20 protein-coding genes are annotated in these 16,021 nt (G+C 70.5%); 14 read left to right on the top strand and 6 right to left on the bottom strand.

The window, feature by feature from the left end:
* Positions 1–7: 7 nt before the first annotated feature.
* The 3 genes from VPH43_RS04235 to VPH43_RS04225 all read right to left on the bottom strand — a co-directional run bounded on the left by VPH43_RS04235 (position 8) and on the right by VPH43_RS04225 (position 2,390).
* The gene (locus VPH43_RS04235; protein ID WP_328576411.1) at positions 8–814 is read right to left on the bottom strand and encodes a class I SAM-dependent methyltransferase; all 807 of its coding nucleotides are present in this window, start codon (positions 812–814) and stop codon (positions 8–10) included.
* A gap of 4 nt (positions 815–818) precedes the next feature.
* Positions 819–2,063, bottom strand: coding sequence for a vanadium-dependent haloperoxidase (locus VPH43_RS04230; protein WP_328576410.1), 1,245 nt, complete (start codon positions 2,061–2,063; stop codon positions 819–821).
* A gap of 168 nt (positions 2,064–2,231) precedes the next feature.
* Positions 2,232–2,390, bottom strand: a complete 159-nt coding sequence (locus VPH43_RS04225) for a hypothetical protein (RefSeq protein WP_328576409.1) — start codon at positions 2,388–2,390, stop codon at positions 2,232–2,234.
* Positions 2,391–2,614: 224 nt separating this feature from the next.
* Here VPH43_RS04225 and VPH43_RS04220 point away from each other — a divergent pair, with 224 nt between their 5' ends.
* The 9 genes from VPH43_RS04220 to VPH43_RS04180 all read left to right on the top strand — a co-directional run bounded on the left by VPH43_RS04220 (position 2,615) and on the right by VPH43_RS04180 (position 8,407).
* Positions 2,615–3,112 (top strand): hypothetical protein, encoded by a 498-nt coding sequence (locus VPH43_RS04220; protein ID WP_328576408.1) that lies wholly within the window; start codon positions 2,615–2,617, stop codon positions 3,110–3,112.
* Positions 3,113–3,154: 42 nt separating this feature from the next.
* Positions 3,155–3,994 (top strand): PA4780 family RIO1-like protein kinase, encoded by an 840-nt coding sequence (locus VPH43_RS04215; RefSeq protein WP_328576407.1) that lies wholly within the window; start codon positions 3,155–3,157, stop codon positions 3,992–3,994.
* A gap of 86 nt (positions 3,995–4,080) precedes the next feature.
* Positions 4,081–4,329, top strand: coding sequence for a hypothetical protein (locus tag VPH43_RS04210; RefSeq protein ID WP_328576406.1), 249 nt, complete (start codon positions 4,081–4,083; stop codon positions 4,327–4,329).
* Positions 4,330–4,334: 5 nt separating this feature from the next.
* Positions 4,335–4,652: a hypothetical protein gene (locus tag VPH43_RS04205; RefSeq protein ID WP_328576405.1), complete on the top strand. Its 318-nt coding sequence runs from the start codon at positions 4,335–4,337 to the stop codon at positions 4,650–4,652.
* 99 nt (positions 4,653–4,751) lie between these two features.
* Entirely contained in the window at positions 4,752–5,759 is a 1,008-nt protein-coding gene (locus VPH43_RS04200; protein ID WP_328576404.1) for an ABC transporter substrate-binding protein, read from the top strand.
* An 8-nt stretch (positions 5,760–5,767) separates the two neighbouring features.
* Complete coding sequence (locus tag VPH43_RS04195) at positions 5,768–6,373, top strand: SCO family protein (RefSeq protein WP_328576403.1); 606 nt, start codon at positions 5,768–5,770, stop codon at positions 6,371–6,373.
* Positions 6,370–6,816 carry a cupredoxin domain-containing protein gene (locus tag VPH43_RS04190; RefSeq protein WP_328576402.1) on the top strand — a complete coding sequence of 149 codons (447 nt, stop codon included), beginning with the start codon at positions 6,370–6,372 and terminating at the stop codon, positions 6,814–6,816. The genes VPH43_RS04195 and VPH43_RS04190 overlap by 4 nt, the downstream gene beginning before the upstream one ends.
* Positions 6,817–6,930: 114 nt before the next feature.
* Positions 6,931–7,671: an ABC transporter permease gene (locus tag VPH43_RS04185; protein ID WP_328576401.1), complete on the top strand. Its 741-nt coding sequence runs from the start codon at positions 6,931–6,933 to the stop codon at positions 7,669–7,671.
* Entirely contained in the window at positions 7,661–8,407 is a 747-nt protein-coding gene (locus VPH43_RS04180) for an ABC transporter ATP-binding protein (RefSeq protein ID WP_328576400.1), read from the top strand. The genes VPH43_RS04185 and VPH43_RS04180 overlap by 11 nt, the downstream gene beginning before the upstream one ends.
* Before the next feature lie 3 nt (positions 8,408–8,410).
* Here the strand turns inward: VPH43_RS04180 and VPH43_RS04175 are convergent, their stop codons facing one another.
* Positions 8,411–9,382: a GlxA family transcriptional regulator gene (locus VPH43_RS04175; RefSeq protein WP_328576399.1), complete on the bottom strand. Its 972-nt coding sequence runs from the start codon at positions 9,380–9,382 to the stop codon at positions 8,411–8,413.
* 135 nt (positions 9,383–9,517) lie between these two features.
* Here VPH43_RS04175 and VPH43_RS04170 point away from each other — a divergent pair, with 135 nt between their 5' ends.
* From VPH43_RS04170 to VPH43_RS04155, 4 genes are all read left to right on the top strand, one after another.
* Positions 9,518–10,309 carry an MBL fold metallo-hydrolase gene (locus VPH43_RS04170; RefSeq protein WP_328576398.1) on the top strand — a complete coding sequence of 264 codons (792 nt, stop codon included), beginning with the start codon at positions 9,518–9,520 and terminating at the stop codon, positions 10,307–10,309.
* A 30-nt stretch (positions 10,310–10,339) separates the two neighbouring features.
* Positions 10,340–10,924, top strand: a complete 585-nt coding sequence (locus VPH43_RS04165; RefSeq protein WP_328576397.1) for a TetR/AcrR family transcriptional regulator — start codon at positions 10,340–10,342, stop codon at positions 10,922–10,924.
* A 70-nt stretch (positions 10,925–10,994) separates the two neighbouring features.
* Positions 10,995–11,777, top strand: a complete 783-nt coding sequence (locus VPH43_RS04160) for an alpha/beta fold hydrolase (RefSeq protein WP_328576396.1) — start codon at positions 10,995–10,997, stop codon at positions 11,775–11,777.
* Positions 11,778–11,787: 10 nt separating this feature from the next.
* Complete coding sequence (locus VPH43_RS04155) at positions 11,788–13,191, top strand: MFS transporter (RefSeq protein WP_328576395.1); 1,404 nt, start codon at positions 11,788–11,790, stop codon at positions 13,189–13,191.
* A gap of 20 nt (positions 13,192–13,211) precedes the next feature.
* Here VPH43_RS04155 and VPH43_RS04150 read toward each other — a convergent pair whose 3' ends face one another.
* Positions 13,212–13,358 (bottom strand): hypothetical protein, encoded by a 147-nt coding sequence (locus VPH43_RS04150; RefSeq protein WP_328576394.1) that lies wholly within the window; start codon positions 13,356–13,358, stop codon positions 13,212–13,214.
* 206 nt (positions 13,359–13,564) lie between these two features.
* Between VPH43_RS04150 and VPH43_RS04145 the strand changes: the two genes are divergently transcribed.
* Entirely contained in the window at positions 13,565–14,845 is a 1,281-nt protein-coding gene (locus VPH43_RS04145; protein ID WP_328576393.1) for an amidohydrolase family protein, read from the top strand.
* 7 nt (positions 14,846–14,852) lie between these two features.
* On the opposite strand, the gene VPH43_RS04140 is transcribed toward VPH43_RS04145, so the two are convergent.
* Positions 14,853–15,965 carry an ABC transporter substrate-binding protein gene (locus VPH43_RS04140; protein ID WP_328576392.1) on the bottom strand — a complete coding sequence of 371 codons (1,113 nt, stop codon included), beginning with the start codon at positions 15,963–15,965 and terminating at the stop codon, positions 14,853–14,855.
* Between the last annotated feature and the right edge of the window lie 56 nt (positions 15,966–16,021).

Below are 16,021 nucleotides of genomic sequence, written 5' to 3'. Positions count from 1 at the left end.
CCCGGGCTCATCCGGTGACGATGCCCCGCGCTGCCCATGCGCGGGCGGGCAGCAGCGCGGCGCCATCCGGCTGCATCGGCAGGCGCCGGCGCAGCAGCTCGCGCAGGCTGTCGCGTGCCGGCGCCTCCAGGCGCATCGCGTGGGCCGGCGCGGGGCCCTGTCCGGCGAGGAAGGGCTGCCAGTAATCGTCGAAGCTGGTGAAGCGCATCGAGATGTCGATGCCCGACACCTCCACCTGCGCCATGCCGGCGGCGGCGAACGCGGCAGCCAGCGCATCGGGCTGGCACAGCGGGAAACGCTCGCCCTGCGCCTGCCCCGGCGCCAGCAGGCCCAGCTCGGCGGCCGCGTCCCAGTACAGGCGGGTCATCGCCATGCAGCCGGCGTAGTCCCACACGCAGGCGGCGATGTCGCCGCCGGGCACGGTGACACGCGCCATGTCGCGCAGGGCCGCATGGGGATCCGGCACGAAGTTGAGCACCAGGGCCGACACCGTCACATCGACGGTGTGGTCGGGCAGCGGCAGGCGGGCTGCGGTGCCCTGGTGCAGCACCACCTCCGGTGGCAGCGTGGCCCGCGCGGTGGCCAGGAAGCCCTCGGACGGTTCCACCCCGGTCACCGATGCCGGTGCCGCCCGCTCGAGGATGGCAGCGCACAGCGAGCCGGTGCCGCAGCCCACGTCCAGCCAGTGGCGCCCCGCCGGCACGGCCAGCCACTGCAGGAACAGCGGGGTCAGCTGCCGGCTCCAGCGGCCCATGTAGCGCTCGTAGGCGTCGCCGGCCTGCCAGGTGTCGGGCGTGGTGGTGATGGTGTTCATCTGATCACTCCGCAAGCAACCGCTGCACCGCCAGCGCACCGATGCGCTGTCCCATGTCCAGGCCCACTTCGGTGGAGAAGCGGAAGTGCGCCCCACCGTAGATGCGGGCGTGGCCCACTTCCCGCACGAAGGCATGCACGCCGGGCCATTGCCGCAGCGCCCCATTGGCCGACACGCTGGTGGTGCTCAACATCGGCACGGGGCCGGAGCCGATCTCCGCCTGCAGCACCGCACCCACGGCAGCGGCCTGGATGCAGTGCGCACAAGGGTACTCGGGGTGCATGGGGGTGTCGATCAAGGGCAGCCAGGACGGGTCGCGTTCGGTGTGCGCGTTGCCGTCGGTGTCGCCATTGCGGATGGCCGTGATCGGCCGCCAGAAACCATGGTGGTACTTGGCGTCGAACACCGCGATCATGCCGTCGTCGATCGCCTGGGTGACCGCGGCGTACAGCCGGGCGTTGCGCACGGTGTCGCGCCCCGGCTGCTCCGCCACGCCGCGCACCACGCCGTGGTAGATGGCCGGCAGGGTGGTGGTCCAGAAGCGCGCGATGTCGGTCTGCTCCGGTGTGCGCAGCTTGCTCTGGCGGGCGCCCAGCGCCTTGATCTCGTTGTAGTCGCGGGCCCAGCGCTCGCTGTCCAGGGCGGGCGGCGGGCCGGGGCGGAACTGCGCCGCGCTGCTCATCAGCCAGGGCGTGCGCTGCGGCCACTGGGGCGTGGAGGGTATGGTCGTGGCCACCCAGCGGCCCGGGGTGGTGAGGGGCCGATACGTCTCCACCGCGTTGGCGCCATCGTCGGCGCGCCGGGCCAGCAGCTGCTGCGCGGCCCGCTCGCCGACCGCGACACCCTCGTCCTTGGCCTGGCCGTCCGCGATGGCGGCCAGCGCCTTGCGGTAGGCCAGGGTGATGGCCGGCTGCTGCGTGGGCAGCAACTGGCCCAGGGTGGCATGGTGGGCGGCCGCGATGGCCGCATCCACCGACGCGCCAGGCGGTGCGCTCAGGCCGGCGGCCTGCAGACCCGGGTAACGCCGCGTGATGGCATTGGCCGCCTCGAAGGCCGCCGTGTGGCTGATCGCCATCACGCGGCTGGCGGGCTGGGTGACGAGGCCGGCGGCGGCCACCCACTGGCAGGCCTGCAGGTTCCAGTCGGTCACCGCGTCGGCTTGCGCTGCGGCGGCCGCAACCAGCAGGCTGGTGCAGAGCGCAAGGCGCGCGGTGTCCCGGGTGCGGGTGAACAAGGGCGTGAGGTTCATGGCGGGCTCCCGTGTCTGTGGGGTGCGGCAGGCCGCCGCGACGCAGCAACCATAGGCTGCGGTGTGCAAGTGCCATACGGCGGAATTGCCCAGATTGCGCAGGCCACAACGACACAAGGGCGCCGAAGCGCCCTTGCCGGAACGGAGATAAAAAGTGCCGCCGCGTGTTCAGCCCGGTGCGTGGCAGATGGCCGCCTCGCTCACCCACACCGGCGCCGCAGTGGCGCCCGCGCTGGTGCCGAACACACCGATCAGCAGCGCCGAGGCCACCGCGCCGGCGGCGATGAAGGCACACAGGCTGAAGGCGGAAGGGGTGTGTTTCGTCATGGTGGGCTCCGTGGGTGGTGTGTTGCGGTGAGTGGACTGTCGCCCCCCGCGGCCCGCAGCGCGAGCGGCTTGCGACGACATGCCGCCAGCGCGCCGCCAAATGCCCGGACCGGCGATGAAATGTCGGGCGTTCGGGTACACGCGCACCCCGCACACGGCGCCCATGGCGCCCGCCGGCGGGCACAGCACCTGCTCAGCCTGCGGGATCACCAGGAGCATGCTGCATGGACAAGAACTCGCCACCCCGCCACTTCAACACCTTCAGCCCTGCCAACCACATCGTGATGGCGCTGCCGTCCGCCGATGCGGCCGCGGCCCTGCAGGACGAGCTGCGCGACGCGGGCGTGGCCGAGGGCGAGGTCGTGGTGTATGAGCCGCAGCAGATGCGCGCGCTGGCCACCGACGAGGTGAACAACGCCACCCTGGCGGCCAAGATCGGGCAGGAATACAACCTGGCGAAGACGCGGCTGGCCCTGGCCGAGCAGGGCTGCACCTTCGTGGTGACACCCATTGGCGACGACCGCCAGGTGCAGGCGGTGGCCGAAGCCGCTCGCCGCCATGGTGCCTTGCGCGCCCAGCGCTATGGCACCTTCCTGATCGAGGAGCTGGTGGAGGTGGGCGATGGCGAGCGCCAGGTGGGCGAGTCGCCCGACCGCGGCCTGGATCCGCAAACCACCACCGGCCGGGAAAGCCAGCCCCACGAGCGCGGCGCCGGCCGCTAGCGGCGCGGCCGGCGCGCCGCGCATGCAGCGGACAATGCGCCGATGAAAACACCCCCGCGCCTGCAGGCGCTGATGGCCGAGGGCCTGATCGACGACGTGCTGCGCCAGCTCAAGAGCGGCAAGGAAGCCGAGGTCTACGTGGTCCGCTGCGCCGGCGAGGCACGCGCCGCCAAGATCTACAAGGAAGCCACCCACCGCAGCTTCCGCCAGGCGGTGGACTACACCGAGAACCGCAAGGTCAAGAACAGCCGCCAGGCGCGCGCCATGGCCAAGGGCACACGCTACGGGCGGGAGCAGCGCGAGGCCGCCTGGCAGAGCGCCGAGGTGGACGCGCTGTACCGCCTGGCCGGCGCGGGCGTGCGCGTGCCCCGGCCGTACAACTTCCTCGACGGCGTGCTGATCATGGAGCTGGTCACCGACGAGCACGGCCAGGCCGCGCCGCGGCTGAACGACCTGTCCTTCACCGCCGACGAGGCCCGGGCCCACCATGCCGCGCTGATCCGCGAGGTGGTGCGCATGCTGTGCGCGGGCGTGGTGCACGGCGACCTGTCGGAGTTCAACATCCTGCTGGCCGCGGACGGCCCGGTGGTGATCGACCTGCCGCAGGCGGTGGACGCGGCGGGCAACAACCACGCCGCGCGCATGCTGATGCGTGACGTGAACAACCTGCGCGGCTTCTTCGGCCGCTTTGCGCCGGAGCTGCTGGCCACGCAGTACGGCCCGGAAATCTGGGATCTCTACGCCGGCGGACGGCTGGGCCCGGGGACGCCCCTGACCGGCCGCTATGAGCGCCAGCCCGGCACGGTGGACCTGGGGGCGGTGATGCGCGAGATCGAGGATGCGCGGCTGGAGCAGGAGGCGATGCGGCTGCGCATGGGCTGAGCCCAGCGGGCACGGCGCCTGCCTCTTCTGTCGTTGGACCAGGCAAGCGCCCCTCGCGCTTGCATCGACATGAAAGGGCACCCACCATGCAGGAAAACTCCACCGACAAGCATCCGCTGAGCAACCTGGAATACGACTGGATCACGCTGATCCAGAACAAGGCCCAGGCGCTGATGGCCTACGACCAGTACATCAAGGACGCGGAACAGGCCGGCTCGCCGGAATGCGCCGCGTTCTTCCGCCGCGTGCACGATGCCGACAAGGCCCAGCTGGCCGAAGCCAGGCAGCACCTGGTGGCGGTGATGCAGGGCAAGATGGGCGGCGGGTCCAGGTGATGCCGGTGGCCGTTCGCTCCATCGCCGTGATCGGCCTCGCGCTGGCCGGCGCGGCGGCGCAGGCCGCGCCCGCGCCCACGCACGCGGAGTTTGCGCTGTGCTCGCCGCAGTACCGGGTGGTCGTGGTGGCCGATGCGCCGGTGTCGGCGCGCGAGGTGGCGGGCGACATGCAGGCGCAGCTGCGGCAGTTGTGCCCGTCGTTGGCCCAGCCGCTGGCGCCGGAGACCGCCCAGCGCATCGTGCAGGAGCTGGCCAGCGCCAGGCAGCAACGCCTGGTCGACGAAAAGCGGCTGTCGATCTACCTCGAAGCCGCCACGAACTGACCCGTCTCCCAAATCTGCCCGGCGGCGCGGGGGCGCGCTGAGCCCGGGTCCGGACGAGATGCCCGACAATCGGGCCCTTCTCGTCCGGCCTGCCTGCCCATGCCCCCGGTACCTTCCGTTTCCCCCGCTGCACTGCGCCGTCGCACCGTGCTGAAGGCCGCGGCCGCCACGGCGCTGCCGCTCGCCTCCCCGCTTGCCACGGCGGCCGATCCGCTGGTGGTGGGCGGGCTGCCTGTCACCTGCAACCTCACGCTGCCCGTGGCCTGCGTGGCGCGCGGTGGCAACGTCTTTGAATACAGCAAGTACAGCGGCTGGCCGGAGATCAAGGAATCGCTGATGACCGGGCGCATCCAGGCGGCCTTCATGCTGGCGCCGCTGGTGATGGACCTGGCCGACAAGAAGATCCCGGTGAAGATCGTGTCGCTGGGCCACCGCTCGGGGGCCGTCATCATGGTGCGTACGGACTCGGCGCATCGCAGCTTCCGCGACCTGACCGGCAAGCGCATCGCGATCCCCAGCCGCTTTGCGGTGGACTACCTGTTCCTGCGCAAGATGCTGGCGCAGGAGAAGATGACGCCCAAGGACATCCAGCTCGTGGAGATGGCGCCGCCGGACATGCCGGCCGCCCTGTATGCCAAGGCGGTGGACGCCTACTGCACCGGCGAGCCCTTCGGCGCGGCGGCCCAGCGCGCCGGTTACGCGCGGCCCATCCGCATGACCCGCGATGAGTGGCGCAACTACATCTGTTGCGTGCTCACCGTGCGCGAGGAGCTGATCGCGAAGAACCGGCCGCTGGTGCAGGACCTGGTGAACCACGTGCTGGGCGCGGGCCTCTGGCTCGACCAGAAGCAGGACAACCGCAACAAGGCGGTCGCCATCGCGGCGGGCCGCAAGTATTTCAACCAGGATCCCAACATCATCCGCTTCGTGATGGAGAACCCGGTGGACCGGGTGACCTACGGCGACCTGCGCATGATCCGCGCCGAGTTCGAGGAGCTGATGCAGCTGTCCATCGAGGCCGGCACGCTCAAGGCCCCGGTGCCTTACGAGAAGTACATGGACGAAAGTTTTGCGAAGGCCGCGAAAGCCGCGCCCATCAGCCTGTGAGCGCGCGCATGAATGCAGCGCGCCGTGCCCTGGTGGCCGCCGCGGCCCTGGCCGCCACACTCTGGGCTACCGAGGGCCATGCCGCCGCGCCGGGCGCCACGCCGCCTTTGAAGGCCGGCGTGTTCGAGCCGCCGCGGCTGGCGCCGCCGGTGCTGCTGGAGGGCTCCGACGGCCGTGCCTTCGACCTGTCGCGCCACCGCGGCAAGGTGGTGCTCCTGTCCTTCGGCTTCTCCAGCTGCCCGGCGGTGTGCCCCACCACGCTGGCCACCCTGGCCCAGGCGCGCAAGGCGCTGGGTGCCGACGCCAAGGACGTGCAGGTGGTGTTTGTCACGGTGGACCCGGAGCGCGACACGGTGCAGCGCCTGAAGGACTACATGGCCGCGTTCGACCCCGGCTTCATCGGCGCCACCGGCCGGCCTGAAGCACTGGCGCGGGTGCGGGCCAGCTTCGGTGCCACCGCCACCAAGGTGACGTCCGGCGCGGCCTACGGCTTCGACCACACCTCCTCGGTCTACCTGATCGACCGCGCAGGGCGGCTGGTCGGCATGATGCCGTACGACCATCCGGCGAAGGACTACGTGCACGACCTGCGCCTGCTGCTCGCGGCACGATGAAGCTGCCCACCGTGCGCCGCTCCGCCTGGCGGGCCCTGCCGTGGCTGGCCTTCGCGGCGCTGCTGCTCGGGCTCGCCTGGGCCGCGCTGGTGCCGCCAGCGCCCGCCACCCGCGAGGAGCTGTTCGAGATTCCCAAAGGCACCTGGGCACGCCGCATGGCGGGCGACAAGGTGGAGATCCTGCCCAGCACCATCGAGCTCACGCTCGGCACCAACGACGTGCTGCTGCTGCGCAACCTCGACGAGGTGCCGCAGACCTTCGGGCCGGTGCTCATCATGCCGGGCCAGAGCTTCCGCCTGCCCTTCGAAAAGGCCGCCAGCTACAGCTTTGCCTGCACGGCCCACGCCAGCGGGCAGATGAGCGTGGTGGTGGAGCCCGCGCTCGCACCCGGCTGGCCCACGCTGCGCTGGCGCTGGCTGCAACTGCAGCGCCGGCTGGCATGAGCGACCCCATGAGCGCGGATTTCCCGGGCGCCTGCCGCCCTGCATCAACCCCTTGAGACGATGACGAGAACAGGAGTGCGGGGCGCAAGCCCGTGGGCGAGGCATTGGCAGCGGGTGTGGCCGCCCACGCTGGTGCTGGCGGCCCTGATCGCCGGCTGGTGGGCCGCGGTGGTGGCCACCCAGAGCGTGATCTTTCCCACCCCGGCGCAGGTGGTCACCGGCACGCTGGAACTGGTGGAGGACGGCACCTTGTGGGAGCACATCGGTGCGTCGCTGATGCGCGTGGGCCTGGGCTTCGGGCTCGCCACGCTGGTGGCGGTGCCGCTGGGCTTGTGGATGGGCTGGGTGGCTGGCGCCTACCGCACGCTGAACCCGGTGTTCCAGATGCTGCGGCCGATCTCCCCGATCGCGTGGATACCGATCGCCATCCTCTGGTTCGGCGTGGGCGACGTGTCGCCCATCTTCCTGATCTTCATCTCGTCGGTGTTCCCCATGGTGTTGCAGACCACGGCCGGCGTGCACACCATCGAGCGCCGCTACCTGCGCGCGGCCACCAACTTCGGTGTGTCGCGCGGCACGCTGTTCCGCCAGATCGTGATTCCCGCGGTGCTGCCGGAAATCATCGTCGGCATGCGCATCGGCATCGGCGTGGCCTGGCTGGTGGTGGTGGCGGCCGAAATGATCGCGCTGCGCTCGGGCCTGGGCTACCTGATCATGGATTCGCGCAACGCCGGCAACCGCTACGACCTGGTGATCGCCAGCATGATCATCATCGGTGCCATCGGCCTGCTGCTGGACAGCGGAACCCGCCTGCTGGAAAGGCTCAAGATCGTGCGGTGGCGCTATGTCCGTTGAACCCAAGATCGCGGTGCGCCGCGTCAGCAAACGCTTCATCGGCGCCAAGGGTGTGCTCCCGGTGGTGGACAACGTGGACTTCAGCGTCGCGGACGGCGAGTTCGTGGCCATCGTCGGCCCCTCGGGCTGCGGCAAGAGCACGCTGATGAACATCATCGCGGGCTTCGAGCGGCCTGACGACGGCCAGGTGCAGGTGGACGGCCAGCTGCAACGCGGCCCCAGCCCCAAGGGCATCCTCATCTCGCAGCACGGCTCGGTGTTTCCCTGGCTCACGGTGCGGGAGAACCTGATGTTCGGCCTGACGGGGCAGGGCGCCGCGCAGAAGGCCGAACTGGCCGACCACTATGCGGCGATGGTGGGCCTGAAGGGTTTCGAGCAGGCCTATCCGCACGAGCTCTCCGGCGGCATGCTCAAGCGCGCCGAGATCGCGCGCGCGCTGGTGGTCAAGCCCGACATCCTGTACATGGACGAGCCCTTCTCGGCGCTCGACGCGCTGATGAGCCTGCGCATGCGCAACGAATTGCTGCGCGTGCTGGAGGAAGAGCGCCACACCGTGCTGCTGATCACGCACGACGTGGAAGAAGCGGTGCACCTGGCTGACCGCATCCTGGTGCTGTCGCCCCGGCCTGCGCGCATCCAGGCGAGCTTCACGGTCGACCTGCCGCATCCGCGCAAGCTGTCCAGCCCACAGGCGCAGGACCTGCGCGAACGCATCCTCGCCGAGCTCGGCGTGTAGCGGCTATCGCCTGCGGTAAGCGGAGGGCGGCTCGCCCACGCGCCGGGCGAACAGCCGCGCGAAGGTGGCGGCGTCGGTGTAGCCCACTGCCTCGGTGATGCGGGCCACGCTCCAGCGCGTGCCGGCGAGCAGCTGCTTGGCCTTGTCCACGCGCGCGTGCTGCAGCATCGTCAGCGGCGAGCTGCCGGTCTCGGCCTTCACCCGCCGCATCAGGGTACGTCCGCTCACATGGAACGCCTGGGCCACGCGCTGCAGGTCATAGGGCTCGGCCAGGCGCGTGTCGAACCAGTGGCGCAGCCGGCTGGAGAAGGTGGGCAGCGGCTCGACCGCGAGCTGGTGGTCCACGTAGGGCGCCTGGCTGTTGCGCGCCGTAGGCAGCAGGGTGGCCTGGGCCGTGGCGGTGGCCACTGCGGCGCCCAGGTGCCGCTTGACGAGGTGAATGGCCAGGTCGAATGCGGAGGTGACCGCGCCAGTGGTGATGACGCCCCCGTCGTCCAGCAGCATGGCGTCGGCCTGCAGGTGCGCGGCCGGGTAGCGGGCGGCAAAGTCCTTGGCAAAGAGCCACGACGTGGTGGCCCGCCGCTGGTCAAGCAAACCCGCCTCGGCCAGCAGGAAGGCGCCCACGCACACCGACGCCACCGGCGTGCCGCGTGCAAAGCACTTGCGGATGAACGCCAGCTCCGGTGCGAGCGGCGCCAGCGTGGTGCACCAGTGGTTGCCGCGCTCGGCCAGCAGCCCGGGCACGATGAGCAGATCGAAGGCACCCCGGGGGCGCTTGGCGGGCAGCCGCACGCCACCCGAGACGGTGGCGCCGCTGCCACCCGTTGCCACCAGCTGCACGTCGAAGCGCCAGCGCGGGCTGCCGTGCCGCGCTGCGTCGATCTGGCTGGCGATGCGCAACACGTCGCCGATGCCAAACAGCTGGGTGGCCATGCAGCCGTCGTAGGCGAGCAGGGCGATGCGCAAGGTCTTCATGGGCTGGATCGTAGAACGGATCCGTGCATGGTCGCCTGGCCATATCGCCATCAAACAAGGCGATACCGCCATCACGCGGCGCAGCAGCGATTCACACAATGGCGCCATCGCATCACACCACCTGGACGCCTGACCATGCCGCAGCCCCGCATCGTTCGAATCCCCATCCTGCCCTTTGGCGTCATCAATTGCCACCTCGTCGTGGGTGATCGGGGCTGTGTGCTGGTGGACACCGGCGTGCCGGGGTCGCATCGCAAGATCGAACGGGCGCTGCAGGCCCACGGCCGCAGCTTGAAGGACATCCGGCTCATCGTGGTGACCCATGCGCACATGGACCATGCCGGCTCCGCGGCCCGTGTGCGCGAGCTCTCAGGCGCGCCCATCCTGGCGCACGCGGGCGACCTGCCCTATTACGAACGGCGCAAAGCCATGACCTATTGCGCCACCGGCTGGGTGAGCCGGCTGTTCTTTCGCACCGGGGTGATCGTGCGCCCCTATCAGCCGTTCACGCCGGACATCGTGCTGGCCGATGGCGAGGCGCTGGACCTGGCCCCATATGGCGTGGCCGGCCGCGCCCGCCATACGCCCGGCCACACCGCGGGTTCGGTGTCCATCGAGCTCGATGGAGGCGACGCGATGGTGGGCGACCTGCTCGCCTCGGGCGTGCTGCTGGGCGGGCTGGTGCGCACGCAGCACGCCAGGCGTCCCCCTTTCGAGGACGACCCGAAGACCGTGGCGCTCCAGCTGGAGCGGCTGGTGGCCTCGGGCATGCAGACCTTCCACCTGGGCCACGGCGGGCCACTGCCCGCGCGGGAGGTGCTGCGGCATGCCCAGTGGCTGGGGCGGCAACGCCCGGGCCGCATGTACCACGGCCCCGCGCCATGCCGCTGTGAAATGCCGCAGGCGGGTGCTTCCGCGCGGCAATGATATTATGGGCATCATATACTGACGCCTTCCATGAGCCGCATCCCTTCCAGCCGCAAACAGGCCACACACGAGCGCATCGTCGAGGTGGCCTCCCGTGCCGTGCGGCGCAAGGGCTTTGGCGGTGCCGGGGTGGCGGAGGTGATGAAGGAGGCCGGGCTCACGCACGGCGGGTTCTATGCCCACTTCGACACCCGCGAAGCGATGCTCGCCGAAGCCGTGGACCGTGCCGGCTCGGACACCGTGGCGGCGCTGTCGCGGATTGCCGCCGACGCGCCGGCGGACCAGGCGCTGTCCACCGTTATCCGCGCCTACCTCTCCAGCGCCCACGTGGAGCGTGCCGAAACTGGCTGCGCGATCGTGGCCCTGGGGTCCGACATGCCGCGCCAGTCGCCGGACGTGCGGGCGGCGGCCACCCGGCGCATCAAGGAGCTGGTGGACCTGGTGTCGCGCCAGTTGCCTGGCTGGGGCCAGCCGGGCGCGCACGAGCAGGCGTTGGTGACGGTGGCCACCATGGTGGGCGCGCTGCTGCTGGCCCGTGCGGTCGATGACCCGCGCCTGTCCGAGGCCGTGCGCGACGCGGCGCTGAAACACCTGACCAGCGACCAGCGGGGCTGAATGCCCATCGGTTGCGGCCAACGTTCGTCCAGAAATATGATGAGGATCATCCACGTGAAAGGCGACCGACATGTCGAACGTTGACCAGCGGCCCTCGCCCCAGGAAGTGGCCCACCTGTTCCTCACGCCGAGGCGGCCCGCACAGGTGGAGGCGCTGGTGCTGCCGGGCATCGAGACGCACCGCCTGGCCACGCCCGAGGGCGAACTCGTGGTGCAGCGGGCCGGCCACGGCCCGGCGGTGCTGCTGGTTCACGGTTGGGAAGGCCAGGCTTGCGACCTCGCCGCCATGGCGCCGCCGCTGCTGGCAGCCGGCTTTGCCGTGACCGCGGTGCATCTCCCCGCGCATGGGGATTCGCCCGGCCAGCAGAGTTCCATTCCCCAGGCGGCCCGCACGCTCCGCGCCGCGGCCCCGCAGCTGGGTGCGCTGCACGGTGCCATCGCGCATTCCGTCGGTTCCGCCGTGCTGGTGGAAGCCTTGCATGCCGGCCTGGCCGTGCAGCGCGTGGTGCTCATCGCCGCGCCGGCGTATTACGAGCGCTATGCACGCAAGGTGGCCGCGGCAGCCGGGCTGGACGCGGACGGTACCGAGGCGATGCTGGGGCTGCTGTCCGGCCGCATCGGGATGGACGTGCGCGAGGTGTCCCTGCCCGCACGTGCACCGTTGCGGCATGAGCCGGCGCTGTTCCTTCACTCCGGCGACGACCGGGTGGTGGCCATCGAAGACAGCCTCATGAGTGCTGCAGCCTGGCCGGGTGCGCGCCACCAGCGGGTGGACGGCCTGGGCCACCGGCGCATCCTGTTCGACCCGGCCGTGGTGGCCGCCGCCGTCGACTTCATTGCCTCCACCTGTTGAAGGACAGTCCATGAGCGTGAGCGGCGCAACGGCCAACGCGGTGCCGGGCCAGGCCAGCACCCCCTGGGCGGTGTTCGGGGTGGCCAGCATGGCGGTGTTCCTCGTCTCCATCGACACCACCGTCCTGTTCGCAGCCTTTGGCGCGCTGCGCGCGGGTTTCCCGGGCAGCGACGCGACCGACCTGTCCTGGGTGCTGAACGCCTACACCGTGGTCTATGCGGCCTTGCTGGTGCCGGCGGGCCGGCTGGCCGACGTGCATGGCCGAAAGCGCGTGTTCCAGATCGGGCTCACGCTGTTCCTGCTGGCGTCAGCGGCCTGTGGGGCGGCGCCGACCGTGGGCGCCCTGGTCGCTGCGCGGGTGCTGCAGGCCGTGGGCGCGGCGCTGCTGACGCCCTCGTCGCTGGCCCTGGTGCTGGGCGCGTTCCCGTTGGACAAGCGTGCGGTGGCGGTCAGCCTGTGGGGCGCAGTGGGCGGGCTGGCGGCAGCCCTGGGCCCCAGCGTGGGCGCCGGTGTGGTGGACGCGCTGGGTTGGCGCTGGGCCTTCTTCCTCAACCTGCCCATAGGCGCGATCGCACTGTGGCGCGGCCGCAGCCGGCTCACCGAGTGGCGCAGCGGCGGCCGCGCGAAGGTCGACTTGCCGGGCGTTGCCTTGCTCATTGCCGCCGTGGGCGCGCTGGCCTTCGGCATCGTGCAGACCGAGGCGCTGGGCTGGCGCTCACCGGTGGTGCTGGGCGCGATCGCGATGGGCGCGGCGGCGATGGTGGCCTTCGTGGCCTGGGCGCGCCACACCGCCGAGCCGGCAGTGGACCTGTCGCTGTTTGCCGACCGCACCTACCGCGACGTCAACCTGGCGACGCTGGCGTTTGGCACCGCGTTCGCGATGATGTTCTTCGGGTTCTTCTTCTTCACGATGCAGGTGTGGCACTACTCGCTGCCCCAGGCGGGACTGGCGGTGACCCCGGGGCCGCTGCTGGTGGTGCCGGTGGCCGTGCTGTCGGGCCGGCTGGCGGGCCGGGTGGGCCACCGGCCCCTGCTGGTGGCCGGCAGCCTGGTCTATGCCGCTTCGGGCTTGTGGTTCTACCTGCGCGCCGGCCCGGTGCCGGACTACTTGGGCGCCTGGCTGCCCGGCCTGCTGCTCAGCGGCACCGCGGTCGGCATGGTGCTGCCCTCGTTGAGCGGTGCTGCGGTGGCCCGGTTGGCGCCGGCGCGCTTTGGGATCGGCAGCGCGGTGAACCAGGCCATCCGGCAGATCGGTGGCGTGCTCGGCGTGGCGGCCACGGTGGCCCTCGTCGGCCACACGAACCCGCAGTTGGCGGACTTCCGCCAGCTGTATGCCACCCTCGTCGCCCTGGCGCTGCTGACGGCGATGCTGTGTGTGCGTGTGGACACGCGCCCGCTCCAGCGCGCCGGTTAGACGAAGCAGAAGAGCGCGCCTCAGGCCGCCTTCACCGCGGCCGCCTTGGCCATCCACACCTGGGCCGGCGTGTCGCTGGCCATGCTGCTCACGCCCATCAACAAGGCCAGGGTGACGGCGCAGGCGGCGCTGAAGGAAGCGAAGCGGGCGGTGTAGGTGCTGGTCATGGTGGGCTCCTGAAGGCGTTGCGTGTTGCGATGAGTGAACTATCGGCGCGCGCCTGGCTGGCGGCGAGCGGCTTGCGACGACGTGCGCACCGCGCGTGATGAGCCGCAGGAACGCCGGATGAACGGAGGGCTGCGACCTATCATCCCGCCCCATGGCCCGCGCGGCCGCCGCTGCGGCGCGCTCGGCTCTGCCAAGGAGACACCCGATGACAAGACGCACCCGTTTCGGCGCCCCGGCAGCGCTGTTCATGCTGATGGGGCTCGCATGGCCGCCGGCGCACGCGGCCACGCAGCCCGTGCAGGCGCTGCAGGGGACCAGGATCTACACGGCCCCCGACACTGCGCCGATCAACGGCGGCGTGGTGCTGGTGCGCGAAGGCAAGATCGTGTCGGTGGGCCCGCGTGACAAGCAGGGCGAAGAGGCACCCGCGCTGGCGCCAGCATGCAATGGCGGCATCATCGTCGCGGGCTTCCAGAACAGCCATGTGCACCTGCTCGGCCCCGCCTTTGCCAACGCCGCCAAGCGGCCGGCCGCCGAGCTGGAGGCCGGCCTCACCCAGCTGTTGACACGCTACGGCTTCACCACCGCCTTCGACATCGCCTCCGACCGCGACAACACGCTGGCCTTGCGGGCGCGCGTGGACAAGGGTGACGTGAAGGGCCCGCGCCTTCTCACCGCGGGGCTCCCACTCTTCCCGCACAAGGGCCTGCCGCTCTACGTGGCGCACCTGGACGCCGCCTTCCTCGCGAAGCTGCCGCAGCCGGACACGGCCGCATCGGGCGTGGACACGGTGCGACAGAACCTGGACGCAGGCGCCGACGCGACCAAGCTGTTCCTGGTCACGCCCCAGGGCAAGGGTCAGGTCAAGCGCATGCCGGCCGACATCGCGGCTGCGGCCGCCGCGGAAACCCACCGCCGCGGCAAGCTGGTGTTTGCGCATCCCACCGACCTGGACGGCGTGCGTGCCGCGCTGCAGGCGCAGGTGGACATCCTGGCGCACCCGCCGCTGGGCACGCCCGCGCCGTGGCCGCAGGCGCTGATGGACCAGCTGCGCGCCGAGGGCGTGTCCATGGTGCCCACGCTCAAGCTGCTGCGCTACGAACTGGCCAAGGAGCAGGTGCCGGCGCCGGTGGCCGAACGCATCGTTCAGGAGAGCGTGCAGGAGTTCGGCAAGTTCGCGGCTGCCGGCGGCAAGGTGCTCTTCGGCACCGACGTGGACTACATGACCGACACCGACCCCACCGAGGAGTACCAGCTCATGGCCCAGGCCGGCATGAGCCCGATGCAGATCCTGGCCTCGCTGACCACCACACCCGCCGCCCGCTGGAACGAGCAGCAGCGGCGCGGACGCATCGCACCGGGAATGGACGCCGACTTCGTCGTGCTCGAGGCCGACCCGGGCAAGGACGTGAAGCACTTCGCCGCGGTGAAGTGCGCGGTGCGCGGCGGCCAGGTCATCTATTCGAGGTCGGAAACGATCCGGTAAGCGCTGTTCAGTCCTTCAGCGGGGAAATGCCTTGCACCGGCCCCAGGAGCCGCTCGAACAGGCCCTTCAGCCGCTCCACGCGGGCCCGGTCGCGCATGAAGGCGCGGAAGTCTTCGGGGCTGGTGTTGTACTGGTCGATCGGCTTGAAGCCGGCCGGTGGCGGCACGTCCTTGCGCAGCGGGAACTGCCTCGGGCTGGATGCCGTGGGCAATGACAGGGTCCAGCTGACATACAACTTGGCAGCGGCCGGGTGCTTGGCGTCCTTGAAGATGGCACCCGTCTGGGCCCAGGTGAGGAAGGGGTCGCTGGCCGGCAGCATGAAGCGGATGTTGGACGACTCCACCGGCACGAAGTTGCCGGAGGTGCCGGTGGACACCGCGTACTTGCCCGCCTCCACCGCGTCGCGTGGCGTCTGCGTGCCACGCACCCACTGCACGCCATTGGCCTGCAGCTTGTCGATGAAGCCGATGCCGTACTTCTGGATGATCTTGTCGAACACGTAGAGCACTGCGTCGTCGTCGTGCGGATACGCGATGACGATGCGGTTCCTGAACTCGGGCTTCAGGAAGTCGGCATAGTCGCGCGGCGCGTTCTCGGCCGTGACCAGCGTCTTGTTGTAGCTGTTGGCGAAGGTGAGCATGAACAGGCCGGTGAAGCGCGCCTGCGGGTCCTTGTAGGCCGCAGGGACCTGGTCCCACCCGATCGGCCTGTAGGGCAGCAGCAGGCCCCGTGCGGCCCAGTCGTCGAAGTCGTGCAGGGTCTGCAGGTGGGCGACATCGACCTTCAGGTCCTTGCGCAACAGCTCTTCCTCGATGCGCGCGTCGTGGTACTTGCTGAGGTCCACCACCAGGTTCAGTTTCATGCCGGGGAACTGCTTCTCGAACCCGGCCTTGATGCCGAAACCCTGTGTCACTTCGTCGCCGCCGGCATAAACCGTTAACGCGCCGCCTTCCTTCAGCGCCGCCTGGTAGAGATCCTGCAGCGTGTGTCCCGCGCCGTCCCGCTCTGGTGGGGCCGGTGGGGCTGCCGGTGTCTGGGCCCGGGCGGGGGCGAGCGCCCCGAGAGCCAGGGTGGCGGCGGTGGCCAGCAGCGTCAGCCGGCGGGAAACGAGTGCGCTCATCGGTGCTCCTTGTGTTGGAGCCCACTCTATTGATTCGCTGCGGATGGATAAACTGC

Origin of the sequence: Ideonella sp. BN130291, assembly GCF_036231905.1 — a bacterium.
GTDB lineage: Bacteria > Pseudomonadota > Gammaproteobacteria > Burkholderiales > Burkholderiaceae_C > CAMLIZ01.
Note: the sequence above shows the minus strand (reverse complement) of the source record. Positions and strands in the feature narration are given on the sequence as shown.